Source organism: Streptomyces sp. CHD11 (genome assembly GCF_018638295.1).
Classification (GTDB): domain Bacteria; phylum Actinomycetota; class Actinomycetes; order Streptomycetales; family Streptomycetaceae; genus Streptomyces.
In genome coordinates this window covers 70,006-86,211 of sequence record NZ_JABTTS010000005.1, presented here as the reverse complement: position 1 = coordinate 86,211, position 16,206 = coordinate 70,006, and the positions used below count along the sequence as shown (strand labels likewise).

At 72.5% G+C, this 16,206-nt stretch carries 16 protein-coding genes; 5 read left to right on the top strand and 11 right to left on the bottom strand.

Features of this window, described 5'->3' with window-relative positions:
- Window positions 1-87: 87 nt before the first annotated feature.
- The 5 genes from thpD to HTV45_RS07005 form a co-directional block, all read right to left on the bottom strand.
- Window positions 88-990 (bottom strand): ectoine hydroxylase, encoded by a 903-nt coding sequence (gene thpD, locus HTV45_RS07025; protein ID WP_215204757.1) that lies wholly within the window; start codon window positions 988-990, stop codon window positions 88-90.
- Window positions 991-996: 6 nt separating this feature from the next.
- Window positions 997-1,395: an ectoine synthase gene (locus HTV45_RS07020; RefSeq protein ID WP_215204756.1), complete on the bottom strand. Its 399-nt coding sequence runs from the start codon at window positions 1,393-1,395 to the stop codon at window positions 997-999.
- A 30-nt stretch (window positions 1,396-1,425) separates the two neighbouring features.
- Window positions 1,426-2,697, bottom strand: coding sequence for a diaminobutyrate--2-oxoglutarate transaminase (ectB, locus tag HTV45_RS07015; RefSeq protein WP_215204755.1), 1,272 nt, complete (start codon window positions 2,695-2,697; stop codon window positions 1,426-1,428).
- 74 nt (window positions 2,698-2,771) lie between these two features.
- A complete protein-coding gene (ectA, locus tag HTV45_RS07010; protein WP_215204754.1) occupies window positions 2,772-3,278 on the bottom strand; it encodes a diaminobutyrate acetyltransferase in 507 nt (168 codons plus the stop codon).
- A 482-nt stretch (window positions 3,279-3,760) separates the two neighbouring features.
- Complete coding sequence (locus tag HTV45_RS07005) at window positions 3,761-4,861, bottom strand: aminotransferase class V-fold PLP-dependent enzyme (RefSeq protein ID WP_215204753.1); 1,101 nt, start codon at window positions 4,859-4,861, stop codon at window positions 3,761-3,763.
- A gap of 195 nt (window positions 4,862-5,056) precedes the next feature.
- On the opposite strand from HTV45_RS07005, the gene HTV45_RS07000 reads away from it, so the two are divergent.
- The 5 genes from HTV45_RS07000 to HTV45_RS06980 all read left to right on the top strand — a co-directional run bounded on the left by HTV45_RS07000 (window position 5,057) and on the right by HTV45_RS06980 (window position 9,777).
- Window positions 5,057-5,905, top strand: coding sequence for an ABC transporter substrate-binding protein (locus tag HTV45_RS07000; RefSeq protein WP_215204752.1), 849 nt, complete (start codon window positions 5,057-5,059; stop codon window positions 5,903-5,905).
- 4 nt (window positions 5,906-5,909) lie between these two features.
- A complete protein-coding gene (locus HTV45_RS06995) occupies window positions 5,910-6,746 on the top strand; it encodes an amino acid ABC transporter permease (protein WP_215204751.1) in 837 nt (278 codons plus the stop codon).
- The gene (locus HTV45_RS06990) at window positions 6,743-7,540 is read left to right on the top strand and encodes an amino acid ABC transporter ATP-binding protein (protein WP_215204750.1); all 798 of its coding nucleotides are present in this window, start codon (window positions 6,743-6,745) and stop codon (window positions 7,538-7,540) included. Before HTV45_RS06995 ends, HTV45_RS06990 begins: the two co-directional genes overlap by 4 nt.
- A 21-nt stretch (window positions 7,541-7,561) precedes the next feature.
- A complete protein-coding gene (locus HTV45_RS06985; protein ID WP_215204749.1) occupies window positions 7,562-8,653 on the top strand; it encodes an amidohydrolase family protein in 1,092 nt (363 codons plus the stop codon).
- Window positions 8,654-8,853: 200 nt separating this feature from the next.
- On the top strand, window positions 8,854-9,777 hold the full coding sequence (locus HTV45_RS06980) for an SCO1860 family LAETG-anchored protein (protein WP_215204748.1): 924 nt from the start codon (window positions 8,854-8,856) through the stop codon (window positions 9,775-9,777).
- Between the two features lie 95 nt (window positions 9,778-9,872).
- On the opposite strand, the gene cobC is transcribed toward HTV45_RS06980, so the two are convergent.
- Genes cobC through cobM form a run of 6 tightly spaced genes read right to left on the bottom strand, consistent with a single transcriptional unit; the run spans window position 9,873 to window position 16,166 of the window.
- Window positions 9,873-10,943: an Rv2231c family pyridoxal phosphate-dependent protein CobC gene (cobC, locus tag HTV45_RS06975; RefSeq protein ID WP_215204747.1), complete on the bottom strand. Its 1,071-nt coding sequence runs from the start codon at window positions 10,941-10,943 to the stop codon at window positions 9,873-9,875.
- Window positions 10,933-11,835: a sirohydrochlorin chelatase gene (locus tag HTV45_RS06970; protein ID WP_215204746.1), complete on the bottom strand. Its 903-nt coding sequence runs from the start codon at window positions 11,833-11,835 to the stop codon at window positions 10,933-10,935. The genes cobC and HTV45_RS06970 overlap by 11 nt, the downstream gene beginning before the upstream one ends.
- On the bottom strand, window positions 11,832-12,437 hold the full coding sequence (locus HTV45_RS06965; RefSeq protein ID WP_215204745.1) for a precorrin-8X methylmutase: 606 nt from the start codon (window positions 12,435-12,437) through the stop codon (window positions 11,832-11,834). Before HTV45_RS06965 ends, HTV45_RS06970 begins: the two co-directional genes overlap by 4 nt.
- Complete coding sequence (gene cobJ, locus HTV45_RS06960; RefSeq protein WP_215204744.1) at window positions 12,434-14,119, bottom strand: precorrin-3B C(17)-methyltransferase; 1,686 nt, start codon at window positions 14,117-14,119, stop codon at window positions 12,434-12,436. The genes HTV45_RS06965 and cobJ overlap by 4 nt, the downstream gene beginning before the upstream one ends.
- A complete protein-coding gene (gene cbiE / locus HTV45_RS06955) occupies window positions 14,116-15,351 on the bottom strand; it encodes a precorrin-6y C5,15-methyltransferase (decarboxylating) subunit CbiE (protein ID WP_215204743.1) in 1,236 nt (411 codons plus the stop codon). Before cbiE ends, cobJ begins: the two co-directional genes overlap by 4 nt.
- A complete protein-coding gene (cobM, locus tag HTV45_RS06950) occupies window positions 15,348-16,166 on the bottom strand; it encodes a precorrin-4 C(11)-methyltransferase (RefSeq protein WP_215204742.1) in 819 nt (272 codons plus the stop codon). Before cobM ends, cbiE begins: the two co-directional genes overlap by 4 nt.
- Between the last annotated feature and the right edge of the window lie 40 nt (window positions 16,167-16,206).

The window sequence follows — 16,206 nt, the reverse complement described above, 5'->3', positions numbered from 1 at the left end:
CCCTGTCCCACACGAGGAGGCCCGGCCCGCAGTCCTTGAGGTGCGCCCGCGTCACCGCCGTGACGCCCGCCGCACCGTCCCGCCGCCCTACTTCACCGGGGTGAAGTCCCGCGCCCCGATGTACTCGGGCCGCCGGATCGGGGCCGCGAACGGCTCGACCGCCGCGTTCTCGACGCTGTTGAAGACGATGAACACGTTGCTGCGCGGGAACGGCGTGATGTTGTCGCCGGAGCCGTGCATGGCGTTGCAGTCGAACCAGGTCGCCGAGCCGGCCCTGCCGGTGAACAGCTTGATGCCGTACTCCGACGCCATCTTCGTCAGCGCCTCGTCGGACGGCGTCCCCGCGTCCTGCATCTGCAGGGACTTCTTGTAGTTGTCCTTCGGCGTGGCCCCCGCGCACCCGAGGAACGTCTTGTGCGACCCCGGCATGATCATGAGACCGCCGTTGGTGTCGTAGTTCTCGGTGAGCGCGATCGAGACCGAGATGGTGCGCATGTTCGGCAGACCGTCCTCGGCGTGCCAGGTCTCGAAGTCCGAGTGCCAGTAGAAGCCGCTCGCCCCGAAGCCCGGCTTGACGTTGATCCGCGACTGGTGGACGTAGACGTCGGAGCCGAGGATCTGCCGTGCCCGGCCGACGACCCGCTCGTCGCGTACCAGGTTCGCGAAGATCTCGCTGATCCTGTGCACCTCGAAGACGGACCGGATCTCCTTGGACTGCGGCTCGATGATCGAGCGGTCGTCCGCGCGGATGGCCGGGTCGGCGATGAGCCGCTCCAGCTCGTTCCGGTAGACACTCACCTCGTCCGGCCCGATGAGCTGGTCGATGGCGAGGAATCCGTCGCGGTCCAGGGACCGCAGATCACCGGCCGGGACGGGCCCGGGGGCGTCCGGGCCGCCCCAGACCACCGGGTCCTGCCGGGGGGTTGCCACCTCGGTGGCACCGCGGGTGGGGTAGAGATCGGTGACGTTCGTGGTCGTGGTCGTGGTCACGGTGACTCACACCTCCTCGGTGAGCAGCGGGTATACGCCGTTCTCGTCGTGGTCCTCCCGTCCGGTGACGGGCGGGTTGAAGACACAGATGCAGTGGAAGTCCTCCTTGACCTTGAGCGTGTGCCGCTCATGGCCGTTGAGGAGATACATGGTGCCGGGGGTGATGTGGTACGTCTCCCCCGTCTCGCGGTCGGTCAGCTCGGCGTCGCCCTTGGTGCAGACGACGGCCTCGATGTGGTTCGCGTACCACATCGACGTCTCCGTACCCGCGTACAGAATCGTCTCGTGCACGGAGAAGCCGACCTTCTCCTTGGCCAGGACGATGCGCTTGCTCTCCCATGTGCCGGACGCGGACTTCACGTGCCGGTCGGTGCCTTCGAGCTCCTTGAACGAACGGACGATCACGGTGGTGCGATGCCTCCTCGGCTTGGTGTTTCAGGCGGTTTCGCGGGCGGCGCGGGCGAGGATCCGCAGACCCTCGTCCAGCTCGCCCGGGGTGATGGTCAGTGCGGGGAGCAGCTTGACGACCTCGCTCTCCGGGCCGGACGTCTCGATCAGCAGGCCGAGCTCGAAGGCGCGCTGGGCGATCCGGCCCGCGCGGGCCTTGTCGTGGAACTCCATGCCCCACACGAGGCCGCGGCCCCGGTACTCCTTGACGTCGGCGGGGTTCTCCTCGGTGATGGCGATCAGCGCCTGCTCGACCTGCTCGCCGCGCGAGCGGGTCTGCTTCTCCATCGCCGAGCCGTCGGCCCAGTACGCCTCCAGGGCCGCGGTGGCCGTGACGAAGGCGGGGTTGTTCCCGCGGAAGGTGCCGTTGTGCTCGCCCGGCTCCCAGACGTCCAGCTCGGGCTTGAACAGGGTGAGCGCCATCGGCAGTCCGTAGCCGCTGATCGACTTGGAGACGGTGACGATGTCGGGCGTGATGCCGGCCTCCTCGAAGGAGAAGAAGGCGCCGGTACGGCCGCAGCCCATCTGGATGTCGTCGACGATGAGCAGCATGTCCTGGCGTTCGCACAGCTCGGCCAGGGCGCGCAGCCACTGCGGACGGGCGACGTTGATGCCGCCCTCGCCCTGCACGGTCTCGACGATCACCGCGGCGGGCTTGTTGAGGCCGGACCCCTGGTCCTCCAGGAGCCGCTCGAACCACAGGAAGTCCGGAACCTGGCCGTCGAAGTAGTTGTCGAACGGCATCGGCGTGCCGTGCACCAGCGGGATGCCGGCGCCGGCCCGCTTGAACGCGTTGCCGGTCACGGCGAGCGAGCCCAGGGACATGCCGTGGAAGGCGTTGGTGAAGGACACGATGGCCTCGCGCCCCTTCACCTTCCGCGCCAGCTTCAGCGCGGACTCCACGGCGTTGGTGCCCGTCGGCCCCGGGAACATGACCTTGTACGGAAGGTCGCGCGGGCGCAGGATCCAGTTCTGGAAGGACTCCAGGAAGGCGCGCTTGGCCGTCGTCGACATGTCGAGACCGTGCGTGACGCCGTCCCGCTCCAGGTAGTCGATCAGCGCCCGTTTCAGCACGGCGTTGTTGTGCCCGTAGTTGAGTGAACCCGCTCCGGCGAAGAAGTCGAGGTACTCGTGGCCGTCCTCGTCGTACATACGGCTGCCGTGCGCACGGTCGAAGACGGTGGGCCAGCCGCGGCAGTAGCTTCGTACCTCGGACTCGAGGGTCTCGAAGACGCTGAGGTCGGGCTGGGTGATGGTCACGAAGAATCGCTCCTCGGTGGCGTGGGAGGTCAGAGGGAGTCGGAAGATCGGGGGGAGGGGCCGGTCCGGCCCGGTCAGGGTGCGAACGGCCCGATGCGGTACAGCACCTCGGGGTCGTGCGGCCCGTCGGGGAACCGGCCGGCGTCGAACAGCACCTCGCGCTCCAGCAGGGCGCCGTGGCGCTCCGCGAACGCGGTGAACAGGCGCTCGGACGCGGTGTTGCCCGGGGTGATGGTCGTCTCGACGGTGTCCACCCCGTGTTCGGCGGCGGTCCGGGCGGCCAGACCGTCGAGCAGGGCCGCGGCGAGTCCGCGGCCACGGTACGACGCGTCGACCGCGACCTGCCAGACGAACAGGGTGCGCGGGCTGTCCGGCCGCAGGTATCCGCTGACGAAGCCGATCGGCTCGCCGCGCTCGTCGCGAGCGACGGCCGAAGTGGCGGCGAAGTCACGGCACCACAGCAGATAGCTGTACGACGAGTTCAGGTCGAGGACCTTCGAGTCTTTGGCTATCCGCCACAGCACGGCTCCGTCCGCCACGGTGGGGCGGTCGATTTGCAGGTCTGCTTGTGCGGCAGTCATGCGAATTGAACTTACCCAGGTAAATTCAAAATTGCATCGTCTGTCGGGGTTACGTACAGGCTCGATCCATGTTATCGCGCGAGCAGGCGAGCCCGCGCGGAAAGTCGACGATATGCACCCTTTGCCCTGGGATGAAGGGTGCAAAACGGGCGCCCTGTGGAACCGATCACAAGTGTGTAACTCCCGTGACGGCCCGCTTCCGCTCTGCTGAATCGTGGCGTTTAGGACCGGAGAAAGCGGGCAGAAGAAGACGGGAAGCTGCTCCGGAAAGTAATGGAGATATAAGCGAAAGAATGTCACGGGGGCGTCTGTGCGGGTGAATGCGATAATCCCACGGAATTCAGATCACGGACACCGGGCCGACGCTCTCGCGCAACAGGCCGGCGCGAGAGTCGTGCCGTTCGTCCGCCTCGGCGGGGTGGACGGGCACCCCGTGCGGACCGGTGCCCGCCCGGCCCTCGCCGGGCCCGGCCCGCGGACGCCTACCGCCAGGCCTTGTCCGCCGCCTCCAGCGCCGCGGGGAGGTTCACCGTCAGATCCGCACCGCTCATCGCCGTGCCCAGGGCCGTCAGGCAGGCGCGTACCGTGCCGGGGGTCGACCCGGGACCGTAGTGGTTGACGCGGATCATCTCCCCCGCGAGTGCGCCGCCGCCCGCCGCCAGCGGGGCGGCCGGATCGGCGGCCAGGGCGCGGGCCACCAGTTCCGAGGCCGCGGTGCCGCCCGGCGCCCGCAGCGTCGTGGCGACGGGTGCCGCCTCGGCCGCGGCCCGCACGTACGGCTCCAGCCCCCCGCCCAGGGCGAGCGCCCCCGCCCGGGCCGCCGCCGCGGCAGACGCGTGCCGGGACATCACCGTGTCCAGCCCCACCGCCTCGATCCGCTCCACGCACGCCTCCAGCGCCAGCATCTCCAACTGCGCCGGCGCGTGCGGCAGCGCCGTACGGCCGCCGTCGATCCAGCGCTCCTTCCAGTCGAGGAGGGAGAGGTAGGAACGGCGCGGCGCCCGCGGGTTCGCGGCCATCCGCGCCCACGCCCGCTCACTCACCGACACCGCCGAGACCCCGGCCGGACCGCCCATCGCCTTCTGCGCCCCGATCACGCACAGGTCCACGCCCCATGTGTCCGGCAGCACCGGTTCCGCCCCGATCGAGGCGACCGCGTCCAGGTAGAAGAGCGCCCCGTGCGCCCGGGCCACCTCGCCGATCTCCGCGACCGGGTTGGTGTTCCCGGTGGCGGCCTCCGCGTGCACCAGGGACACGAAGCCGATCTCCGGGTGCTCCGCGAAGGCGTCCCGGACCTGCCCGGCCGTCACCGCCGTGTGGAACGGCACCGTCAGGTCGATCACGGTGGCCCCGCAGTCCCGCAGCCAGTCGCCGAAGGTCTGGCCGTAGGGGCCGGTGATGATGTTCAGCGCGGTCGTGCCGGGACCGGCGGTCGCACGGATCGCGCCCTCCAGCGGGAGCAGCGCCTCCCCCTGCGTGATCACGACGTCCTGGCGGGTGCCCAGCAGCCTTGCCACCCGGTCCTCGATCGAGGCGAAGTGCGCGGCGCTCATCGGGGGCAGATCGAGGAGGAGGTGGGTCACGGCGGGGCTCTCTTTGCTTCGCGACGGTGGTGGGTACGTTCGACGAGGTCGAGGGTAGACCTTGGCCCGGAGGGCGGCCCGGCCGCGGGGTTCCGGGGCCGGGCCGCCCTCCGGCCACCGGCCACCGGAATGGTTTGGGTATCTCAAACCCTTCCTTATAATCGGAACGCATCGTTCCTTGATCAGGAGGCTCTCGTGAAGACGCTCCCCGGCCGCCGGACCCGCATACTGGCCGCCACCACCGCGACGGCCGGGCTGGTACTCCTGACCGCCTGCACCTCCAGCGACGACGGGGGCGGCGGCTCCACGACCGCCGGCGGCGTCGAACTCGTCAAGGCGGGGCAGCTCACCACCTGCACCCACCTCCCGTACCCGCCCTTCCAGTCGGAGATCGACGGCAAGGTGCAGGGCTTCGACGTCGCACTGATCGACCTGGTCGCCGAGGACCTCGGTGTGCGGCAGGAGATCCTCGACACGCCCTTCGAGAACTTCAAGACCGGCGCCTTCCTCAACGCCGGTGAGTGCGACCTGGCGGCGGCCGGGATGACCATCACCGAGGAGCGCAAGAAGAACGTCGACTTCTCCGACCCGTACTTCAACGCCACGCAGGCCGTACTCGTCGACCGGGGCAGCGGCGTCACCTCCCTCGCCGACGTGAAGTCCCAGGGTGTCAAGCTCGGCGCCCAGGCGCAGACCACCGGTGAGGACCACGTCAAGGAGGAGGGCCTGGACCCCGTCTCCTTCGAGTCCTCCGACGCCGTCCTCAACGGACTGCGCACCGGCCAGGTCAAGGCCGTCGTCATCGACTACCCCGTCGTCCAGGGCTGGCTGAAGGACAAGGCCAACGCCGACGCCTTCGAGGTCGCCGAGCAGATCGACACCGGCGAGGAGTACGGCGTCACGGTGAAGAAGGGCAACACCGCGCTGCGCGAGGCGGTCAACAAGGCCCTCGCGGACGCCGAGGCCGACGGCACGTACAAGAAGCTGTACGAGCAGTGGATCGGCCCCTACGACGAGTCCGCCGCCTCGCCGGCCGCGTCCTGACCCGATGACCGATACGGAGAAGCCGCCGGTCCGGCCGAAGAGGAAGGGCCTGACCAGGCGGCAGAAGCGCAGCCTGTCACGCGGCGTCCAGTACGCCGTCTTCGTCGCGGCCGTGATCGCCTTCGCGGTCTCGGCCGACTGGGACAGACTGCAGAACCAGTTCGCGCAGATCGACATCGCCGAGCGGATGTTCCCGGAGGTCATCACGCTGGCGCTGAAGAACACCGTGCTCTTCACGGTGACCGGCTTCGCAGTCGGGCTCGCCCTCGGCATGGTGATCGCGCTGATGCGGCTGTCGTCCGTCGCGCCGTACCGCTGGCTGGCCGGCGTCTACATCGAGATCTTCCGCGGCCTGCCCGCCCTGCTGATCTTCATCTTCATCGGCGTCGCCGTGCCGCTCGCCTTCCCCGGCACCGAGATCATCGGCGGCACCTACGGCAAGGTCGCCCTCGCGCTCGGCCTGGTGGCGGCCGCGTACATGGCGGAGACGATCCGGGCCGGCATCCAGGCCGTACCCAAGGGGCAGATGGAGGCGGCCCGTTCACTGGGTTTCTCGCCCGCCCGGGCCATGATCTCCGTCATCGTCCCGCAGGCCTTCCGGATCATTCTCCCGCCGCTCACCAACGAGCTGGTCCTGCTCTTCAAGGACTCCTCGCTGGTGCTCTTCCTCGGCGTCACCCTGGGGGAGCGCGAACTGTCCAAGTACGGCCGCGATCTGGCCAGCCAGACCGCCAACTCCACCCCGATCCTGGTGGCCGGCCTGTGCTACCTGCTGATCACCATCCCGCTCGGCTTCGTCGTGCGCCGCATGGAGGCCAAGGCCCAGGAGGCCGTGAAATGACCCCGAGCCCGCCGGAGATCCGCGTCAGCGGTCTGCACAAGTCCTTCGGTGACAACCATGTGCTGCGCGGCATCGACCTGGAGATCGGCCAGGGCGAGGTCGTCTGCGTCATCGGCCCCTCCGGGTCCGGCAAGTCGACCCTGCTGCGCTGCGTGAACCTGCTGGAGGAACCCACCGGGGGAGAGGTCCACGTCGGCGGAACGGAACTCACCGATCCGGACGTCGACATCGATGCCGTACGCCGCCGCATCGGGATGGTCTTCCAGCAGTTCAACCTGTTCCCGCACCTCACCGTGACCGAGAACCTCACGCTGCCGCAGCGCCGGGTCCTGCGCAGGGGCAAGGCGGAGGCCGGGAGGGTCGCCGCCGAGAACCTTCGGCGCGTGGGCCTCGCCGAGAAGGCCGACGCCTACCCGTCCTCCCTCTCCGGCGGTCAGCAGCAGCGCGTCGCCATCGCCCGCGCGCTGGCGATGGGCCCCGAGGTGATGCTCTTCGACGAGCCGACCTCGGCGCTCGACCCCGAACTGGTCGGCGACGTCCTCGCCGTGATGCGGATGCTCGCGAACGAGGGCATGACCATGATGGTCGTCACCCACGAGATGACCTTCGCCCGCGAGGTCGCCGACCGGGTCGTCTTCATGGACGGCGGAGTGGTGGTCGAGGACGGCGCCCCCGAGCAGGTCATCGGCCGGCCGCGGCACGAACGCACCCGGCACTTCCTCTCCCGCCTCCTCGACCCCGCCATGGCGGACGTCGAGGAGGAGACCTCCGACCAGGTGGGCAAGTCGCCGTAGTCCCTCACTAGGGTGCCGGGTATGAGCGAACGCGCGGTGCTGCACGTGAAGGGGCGGATCCTCGTCGGTCCGGACGAGGTACGGAGCGAGCTGTGGGTCGTCGACGGGCGGATCTCCTACGACCGTCCCGCCGGCGCCCGCGACGTCCGCACCGTCGACGGCTGGGTGCTGCCCGGTCTGGTCGACGCCCACTGTCATGTGGGCCTGGACCGGCACGGCGCCGTCCCCGACGACGTCGCCGAGAAGCAGGCGCTCACCGACCGAGACGCCGGCGCCCTGCTGCTGCGGGACGCCGGGTCGCCGTCCGACACCCGCTGGACCGACGACCGTGAGGACCTCCCGAGGATCATCCGGGCCGGCCGGCACATCGCCCGCACCCGCCGCTACATCCGCAACTACGCCTGGGAGGTCGAACCCGGAGATCTCACCGCGTACGTCGCCCAGGAGGCCCGGCGCTCGGACGGCTGGGTGAAACTGGTCGGCGACTGGATCGACCGCGACCTGGGCGATCTCTCGGCCTGCTGGCCGCGCGGGGCCGTCGAGGCCGCGATCGCCGAGGCGCACCGGCTGGGCGCCCGCGTCACCGCGCACTGCTTCGCCGAGGACTCCCTGCGGGACCTGGCCGAGGCCGGCATCGACTGCGTCGAACACGCCACGGGCCTCACCGACGACACGATCCCGCTCTTCGCCGAACGGGGCGTCGCGATCGTCCCCACCCTCGTCAACATCGCCACCTTCCCCGCCCTCGCCGACGGCGGCGAGTCCCGGTTCCCGCGCTGGTCGGCCCATATGCGCCGGCTCCACGAACGCCGCTACGACACCGTGCGCTCCGCCTACGACGCCGGCATCCCCGTCTTCGTCGGCACGGACGCGGGCGGCGCCCTCCCGCACGGCCTCGCGGCCGACGAGGTCGCGGAACTGACCAAGGCGGGGATCCCGCCCGTCGAGGCGCTGGCCGCCGGCACCTGGGCGGCCCGGAAGTGGCTCGGCCGCCCCGGCCTGGCGGAGGGGGCCCCTGCCGACCTGGTGGTCTACGGCTCCGACCCGCGCGCGGACGTCCGGGTGCTGGCGGATCCGCGCCGGGTGGTGCTCGGCGGGCGCGTGGTCGCGTAGTCGCGCACGCCCCGCTGAAGCGCCGGAGGGTGACGGCGGGGAACAGCCGTACCACGGGATTCGAACGGAAGCGCTGGTCCGCCCCGAAGGAGTGAAGAGTCGGTGGATCGCTGACGGACCGTCGTACGCGCGGACATCCTTTCGGGGTCCCAGTCATGTCTCGTGGGGGTCCCACCACCTTGTACACCATCAACTTCCTTATGCCCGCACGCCGTTGGGCCGCCGTTGTCACGGCCACCGCCCTCGCCGCGGGTCCCGCCGCGCTGGCCGGCGCGGGTTCCGCGCACGCCACCGAGGGGCACGGCAGCGCGAGCGCCGCCGTACTGCGCACCGGGCTCGACGTGTCCCTGCTCAACAAGACCGTGCACGCCCCGCTCGCCGTCACCCTCAACGAGGTCCACGCACCGCGGAGCGCGCGGAAGACGGCGCTCACCGCCGCCCTCGACGGTGTCGACGGCGGCAAACCCTTCAGCGTGCTGCGGGCGGAGGTGGCCGACGCGGAGGCGACGGTGAACGGCGACCGGGCCGAGGCGTCCACCACCCTCGCCAAGGCCCGGCTCCATGTGCCCGGTCTTCCGCTGCTGCCGGTCGTCGAGCTGGAGGCGGTGAGCTCCAGGGCGGTCTGCGGGGCCGGGGAGGTCCCGCACGCCTCGGTGACCCTGCCCGCCGCGGTGACGGTCCTCGGCAAACGCGTCGCGCTGACCGCCGAGGGCCCCACCCATGTCGAGGTGCCGGGCGTCGGGTCGGTCAGGCTGGACCTGTCGAAGACCGGGACCACGTCGACCACGGCCGCCGCGACCGCGCTGCGGCTCGAGGTCTCCGTCAACCCGTTGAAGCTCAACGTCGCCGAGGTCGACGGCACGCTGACGTTGGCCGAGGCCGCGTGCGAGGCCCCTGCCGGGGCAGCGGCCGAACCGGCGCCGGCCGAAGCCGGGGAGGCGGCAGCGGACGCGCCCGCGGGGGTCCAGCCGCAGGGGGCGCGGGCGGAGCAGGCTGCCCCCGCCGCCGATCTGGCCGAGACCGGGGGTGACTCGACGACTCCGTACATCGCGGCCGGCGCGGTCGCTCTCCTTGGGGCCGGGGGCGCGGCGGTGCTGCTGTCGCGCCGGGGCCGCAGAAGCTGACGCGGCGGGAGGAGCCCGCCCCCGCCGCCCCTTCCCTGCCCCGTCCCCGGGGGCGAAGCCCCGGTTCCGGGACGGGAAGGGGCGGCGGGGACGATTCAAGGTGAGAGCAGCGACCGGCTCAGCGCGGACAGAAAACCGTCCGTCGTCGCCCGGTCCCGTACCGCCAGCCGGAGCCAGTCCCCGTCCAGACCGGGGAACGTGTCCCCCCGCCGCACCGCGTAGCCGAGGGCGCGCAACCGCCGCCGCACCGCCGCCGCCTCCGGCATCCGGACCAGCACGAACGGGCCCTCGGCCGGTTCCGTGATCCGGACCCCGCGGGCCGCGAACTCCCGCAGCCCCGCCACCAGATACCCCCGGTCGGCCGCCCCGCGCCGCGCCGCGGCGGCCGCCTCCGCCAGCGCCCGGGGGCCCACACACGCCTCCGCCGCCACCAGCGCCGGCGTCGACACCGGCCACAACGGCTGCGCGCGCTCCAGCTCCGCGACGGTCTCCGGGGCCGCCAGGACGTAGCCGATCCGCAGCCCCGCCAGCCCCCATGTCTTGGTGAGGCTGCGCAGCACGACGAGCCCGGGGACGTCCGTGCGGCCGGCCAGTGCCTCCCGCTCGCCGGGCACCGCGTCCATGAACGCCTCGTCCACCACCAGCGTGCGTCCGGGCCGGGCCAGCGCGGCCACCGTGGCCGCCGGGTGCAGCACCGACGTGGGGTTCGTCGGGTTGCCGATCACCACCAGGTCCGCGTCCCCGGGCACCGCCGCCGGGTCCAGCCGGAAGCCGTCCGCTTCCCGCAGCAGCACCCGGTCCACCGTGTGCCCCGCGTCCCGCAGCGCCGCCTCGGGCTCCGTGAACTGCGGGTGCACCACCACCGGCCGACGCACCTTCAGCGCCCGCGCCAGCAGCACGAACGCCTCCGCCGCCCCGGCGGTCAGCAGCACCCGTTCCTCCGCGTGGCCGTGCCGCGCCGCCACGGCCGCCCGTGCGGCCCGCCCGTCCGGGTAGGCGGCGAGTCCGGACAGCGACGCGGCGATGTGTTCCCGCAGCCATGCCGGAGGCGTGTCCGTACGGACGTTCACCGCGAGGTCGGTCAGCGCGGAGCCGTCGTCGCGGACCTCGGCGTCACCGTGGTGGCGCAGGTCGTGCCCGCCGGCACCCGCCGGATCAGTGCGCATGGGAGTGCGCGTGACCGTGGCCGTGGTGGTGGCCGTCGTCGTCGGGGTGGAAGTGCGGCTGCTGGGGGAGACCCACCTTGTCCTCGAAGCCGGGGAGCGCGATCCGGTACACACACGTGTCGCAGTTCATCCTGAGGTCACCCTTCACGGCCTCCTCGTACCGCTCCATCACCAGATCCAGCAGTTCCGGTTCCGGTCCGATGACGTCCGCCGACCGTACCCCGGTCCCCGGACGCGCCGCCGCCCACTGCGCCGTCTGCCGCCGCACCCGGTCCGGCAGGATCCCGGTGAACAGGAAGTACGGCAGGACCACGATCCGCCGGGCGCCCAGCCGCACGCACCGCTCCAGCCCTTCCGGCACGTCCGGCGCCGCCAGCGACACGAACGCCGTCTCGACAGCCGCGTAGCCCCGCCCCTCCCACAGCAGCCGTGCCGCCTTGAACACCTCGGCGTTGGCATCCGGGTCCGTCGACCCGCGCCCCACCAGCAGGACCGTCACCTCGGACGGGTCCCAGGACGGATCCAGCGCCTCGGCCAGCCGCCGCTCCAGCACCCTCAGCAGCCCCGGGTGCGGACCCAGCGGACGGCCGTAGGTGTACGAGACGCCCGGGTGGCGTTCCTTCTCGCGGGCCAGCGCCGCCGGGATGTCCCCCTTGGCGTGCCCGGCGGACACCAGCATCAGCGGAACGGCCGCGAACCGCCGCACCCCCCGCCGCACCAGTTCCGCGACGGCCTCGCCCAGGGGCGGCGGGGACAGCTCGATGAACCCTCCGGCGACGGGCAGGCCGGGGTGGCGGCGCCCCAGTTCCCGCACGAAGTCGCGGAACGCCTCCGCTCCGGCGTCGTCCCGGGTGCCGTGGCCGGCGATGAGCAGGGCGGGCGGGGTGGTCACAGGGTCTCCTCGGACTCGGTGGTGGATGCGAGTGGGACGGGGTGGTACAGCAGGGCGTTGAGCGCGGCGGCCGCGACCGCGGAGCCGCCCTTCTCGGACACGTTGCTCACGGCGGGCAGTCCGCTCTCCCGCAGCGCGGCCTTGGACTCGGCCGCGCCGACGAAACCGACGGGCAGTCCGATGACGAGCGCGGGGGAGGCGTCCAGCGTCAGGAGCTCCTCGAGAGCGGTCGGGGCACAGCCGATCACCCACAGGGCGCCCGGACCGACCTCCTCGTACGCCAGCCGCACGGCGTGCGCCGAACGTGTGAGTCCCGGCCCGGACCCGGCGTCCCGCAGCCGGCACACGGTCTCCCGGCGGGTGATCCCGGCCGCCACCATCTCCACGTCGGCCACGACCGGCGCCCCGGCGTGCAGCGCGGCATGCGCCCTCGCCAGCGGGCCCTCGTCCATGACGAGATCGGAGGCGTACTCGAGATCGGCGGAGGAGTGCACGACCCGCTCCACCACCGCCCGGGTCAGGGGCGGCAGGTGCGAGGTGTCGAGGCGGGCCCGCAGCCGCCGGAAGGACTCCCGCTCGATGGGGTGCACCACACGGTTCACCGTGACTCCTCCTGCCAGCGGTAGCCGCGCGGGGTGACCATGCGCCCCGCGATCTCACGGGTCGCCGTGTTGCCCACGGTCACGACCGTCATCATGTCGACCGTCGCCGGATCCAGCGCGGCCAGTGTGGTGAGCCGGCTCGACTCGTCCGTCCGGGAGGCGTTGCGCACCACCCCGACCGGTGTCGCCGGGTCCCGGTGCTCCGCGAGGATCGCGAGAGCCGTCGGAAGCTGCCAGTCACGGCCCCGGCTGCGCGGGTTGTAGAACGTCACCACGAGGTCCGCCTCCGCCGCCGCGCGCACCCGCCGTTCGATGACCTCCCACGGTGTGTGCAGGTCGGACAGGCTGACCGACACATGGTCGTGGCCCAGCGGCGCCCCCAGGATCGCCCCGGCCGCCAGCGCCGCCGTCACACCGGGCACCCCGACCACGTCGATGTCGTCGGACGCCTCCGCGAGCGCCGGGGAGGCCATCGCGTACACCCCCGCGTCCCCGCTGCCGATCAGCGCCACCGCCTGCCCGCGCCGGGCCTCGGCGACGGCGGTACGGGCCCGCTCCTCCTCCGCCCCGAGACCGGACTCCAGGACCCGGGTGCCGGGGCGCAGCAGATCGCGGATCTGGTCGACGTACTGGTCGAGCCCCACCAGTACGGAGGCGCGCCGCAGTTCGGCCTTCGCCCGCGGGGTGAGCAGATCCCGCGCACCGGGCCCCAGCCCGACCAGCGCGAGCCGCCCCCGCCCCGGACGCCGTACGACCGCGCAGGTCGCCATCGCGGGCCGCCCCGCCGACTTCCGCTTGGGTACCAGGAGTTCGCCCCCGCCGACCAGCGCGGCGGCCTCCGCGACCGACGGGGTGCCGACGGCGGCCAGCGGTGCTTCGGAGGGGTTGGGCACCTCGACGCGCGCCAGCTCCCCGGCGGAGTACGTCACCACGGGCACCCCGAGCCGCCGGGCCGCCGCCACGATGCCGGGCTCGCCCGCCTTGGCGTCCACGGTGGCCAGAGCGGCGACCGACGCCGCCGACAGACCGGCCGTGCGCAGGGCCTCCTCGATCAGGCCGAGCACCTCCTCGACGGGCGCGCCCCTCGAGGCACCCACCCCGACGACGAGCGTCGGCGGCCGGAGCACCACCTCCCGCTCACCCGGCGCGTGCAGCCGGTCCGTGACGCGGATCGTGTACGCCCCCTCCTCCGCGACCGGCAGCGGCGGCAGCGGCCAGCTCACCTCGGCGCGCAACGCGACCGCCTCGCGGTCGAGCAGGGCCCGGGACACGGCGGCGACGTTCCCCTCCACCGGCAGACCGAGCGTGTCCAGACCGGGCAGCCGGACCGCGTCCGTCGCCGTCGTCACCACGGGCCGCGCCCCCAGCACCTCGCCGACCGCGCGGGCGAGTTCGTTCGCCCCGCCCCCGTGCCCGCCCACCAGCGACACGGCGAAGCGTCCGCCCTCGTCGACACAGACCACGCCCGGATCGTCCGCCTTGTCGCCGAGCAGCGGCGCCACCAGCCGGACCACGGCCCCCGTGGCGAGAAAGCACACGAGCTGCTCGCACTCGGCGAACGCCGCCCGCACGGCGTCCGGCACGGGACGTCCCGCGTAGACGCGGGTACGGTCCGGCCACGCCGCGGCCAGCCGGTCCCGTGCCGCCGCTCCCGCCGCGGTGGCGGAGATGAGGCCGATCACTGGGCAGCTCCTTCACTGTGCGCCGGAGGCCGGATGCCCCACAGCAGGAAAACCGGATTGGCGGCCGCCAGCCGGGTCACGTCGCCCGGCAGCGGAGCGAGCCGCGACGACTGCACCAGCACCGCCTCGCAGGAGAGACCGGCTTCCGTCAGCGCCCGGCGGGCCGCCGGGACCCGGTCCAGCGCCGCCAAGGCGACGACGACCGCCCGCCGCGCCCGCCGCGCGCACGCGGTGACGACCGCCGGCAGTTCGCGTCCCCCGCCGCCGACGAACACGGCGTCCGGGACCTCGTCCAGTCCGGACAGCGCCCCGGGCGCCGCGCCGTGCACCACCCGCACGTCGACCCCGTGCGCGACGGCGTTGGCGCGGATCCGCTGCACGCCGTCCGGTGTCTTCTCGACGGCGGTGACGGCGGCTCCCAGCCGCGCGCACTCCACGGCCACCGATCCCGATCCCGCGCCGACGTCCCACACCAGCTCACCGGGGCGCGGCCCCAGCCGGGCCAGGGCCAGGGCCCGCACCTCGAACTTGGTGATCATGGAGTCGCGGTGATCGAACTCCGCCTCGTCCAGCGCCCAGCCGGCGGGCTGCCCGATTCCTCCCGCGACGGTCCGCACGGGCCCGACGACCCGCGCCTCGTCCAGGCACAGCACCACACTCACCGCCGCACCCCAGTCACGCGCGGCGGCCCCGGCGGGCGTCACCCGCTCCACCCGCTCCCCGGCGGAACCCAGCGCGGTGGCGACGACCAGCACCCGAGCGGTGTTCCGCAGCGCCGCCCCCAGCTCGGCCGGACCCGCCCCGGGACCCGTCAGCACGGCCACCTTCGGGAACGCCCGGCAGAGATTCACCGCCGTACGCGTGTCCCTGCCGTGCGCGCTCACCACCACGGCGTCGTCCCACGCCAGCCCGGCCCGCGCGAACGCGGCGGCCACGGACGGGACACCTGGCCGTACATCGAGCCGCTCCGGCCCGAACCGCTCGGCCAGAGCCCGCACGATCCCGAAGAACCCCGGATCACCGGACGCCAGCACCAGCACCGGCCGCTCCTCGGCGACGTACGTCCCGATGGTGTCGAGCGCGGGCGCCAGCGGCCCGAGCACGATGCGTTCGGCCCCCTCCGGCAGCCGTACGGCGTCCAGATGCCGCCGCCCGCCCACGACCAGCTCCGCCCCCGCCGTCACCCGGGCATCGACCGCCGCCCCGGTCCCGGTCCCGACGACGGTGATCATGTGCTCGCACCCCGCGAACGCAGCGCACGGCGCGCCTGCGGATCCGCCTTGCGGAAGCCGTGGAAGTGACCCGGGTGGTACAGATGCGACCGTGTGCCGTGCGCGTCCAGCGCCGGACCGACCAGGAACAGCGTGTGCTTCCACAGCCGGTGTTCCTTGACCGTCTCCTCCAGCGTGCCGATCGTGCACCTCACGACCAGTTCCTCCGGCCAGGTCGCCTGGTACGCGACGACGACCGGGGTGGCCGTCGGGTAGCCGCCCTCCAGCAGTTCCCGCACCAGCTGCCCGCTGCGGGCGGCCGACAGGAAGACCGCCATGGTGGTGCCGTGCCGCGCGAACTCGCGGACCTCCTCGCCCGGGGGCATCGGTGTCTTGCCCCCGCCGAGCCGGGTCAGCACGACCGACTGCGCCACCTCGGGAATGGTCAGCTCCCGCCCCGCGATCGCCGCGACGGCTGAGAACGACGACACACCGGGCACGATCTCCGTCGCGAGACCGAGCTCCGCACACCGGTCGACCTGCTCCTGCGTCCCGCCCCACAGCGCCGGGTCACCGGAATGGATCCGGGCGATTCGCAGCCCGTCCGCGTGGGCCCGCCCGTAGACGGCCACCACGTCCTCCAGGGACATCGTCGCCGAGTCGAGGATCTCGGCGTCCTCGCGCGCGTGCCGCAGGACCTCCTCCTGCACCAGGCTGGCGGCCCAGATCACCACATCGGCCTCGGCGATGGCCCGCGCGGCACGGAACGTCAGCAGATCGGCGGCGCCGGGGCCGGCCCCGACGAAGGTCACCTTGCCGGTGGTGGCGTCGGCCATGGGATGGGGTCCTCTCCTGCGGGTCACGGGATCAAGAAGT

Bases quoted from the DNA above. Each gene is read 5' to 3' on its own strand.
- ectA (WP_215204754.1), bottom strand. From the start codon at position 3,278: ATGACTGCCGCACAAGCAGACCTGCAAATCGACCGCCCCACCGTGGCG.
- HTV45_RS06995 (WP_215204751.1), top strand. From the start codon at position 5,910: ATGACCGATACGGAGAAGCCGCCGGTCCGGCCGAAGAGGAAGGGCCTG.
- HTV45_RS06990 (WP_215204750.1), top strand. From the start codon at position 6,743: ATGACCCCGAGCCCGCCGGAGATCCGCGTCAGCGGTCTGCACAAGTCC.
- HTV45_RS06985 (WP_215204749.1), top strand. From the start codon at position 7,562: ATGAGCGAACGCGCGGTGCTGCACGTGAAGGGGCGGATCCTCGTCGGT.
- HTV45_RS06980 (WP_215204748.1), top strand. From the start codon at position 8,854: ATGCCCGCACGCCGTTGGGCCGCCGTTGTCACGGCCACCGCCCTCGCC.
- cobC (WP_215204747.1), bottom strand. From the start codon at position 10,943: ATGCGCACTGATCCGGCGGGTGCCGGCGGGCACGACCTGCGCCACCAC.
- cbiE (WP_215204743.1), bottom strand. From the start codon at position 15,351: ATGATCACCGTCGTCGGGACCGGGACCGGGGCGGCGGTCGATGCCCGG.
- cobM (WP_215204742.1), bottom strand. From the start codon at position 16,166: ATGGCCGACGCCACCACCGGCAAGGTGACCTTCGTCGGGGCCGGCCCC.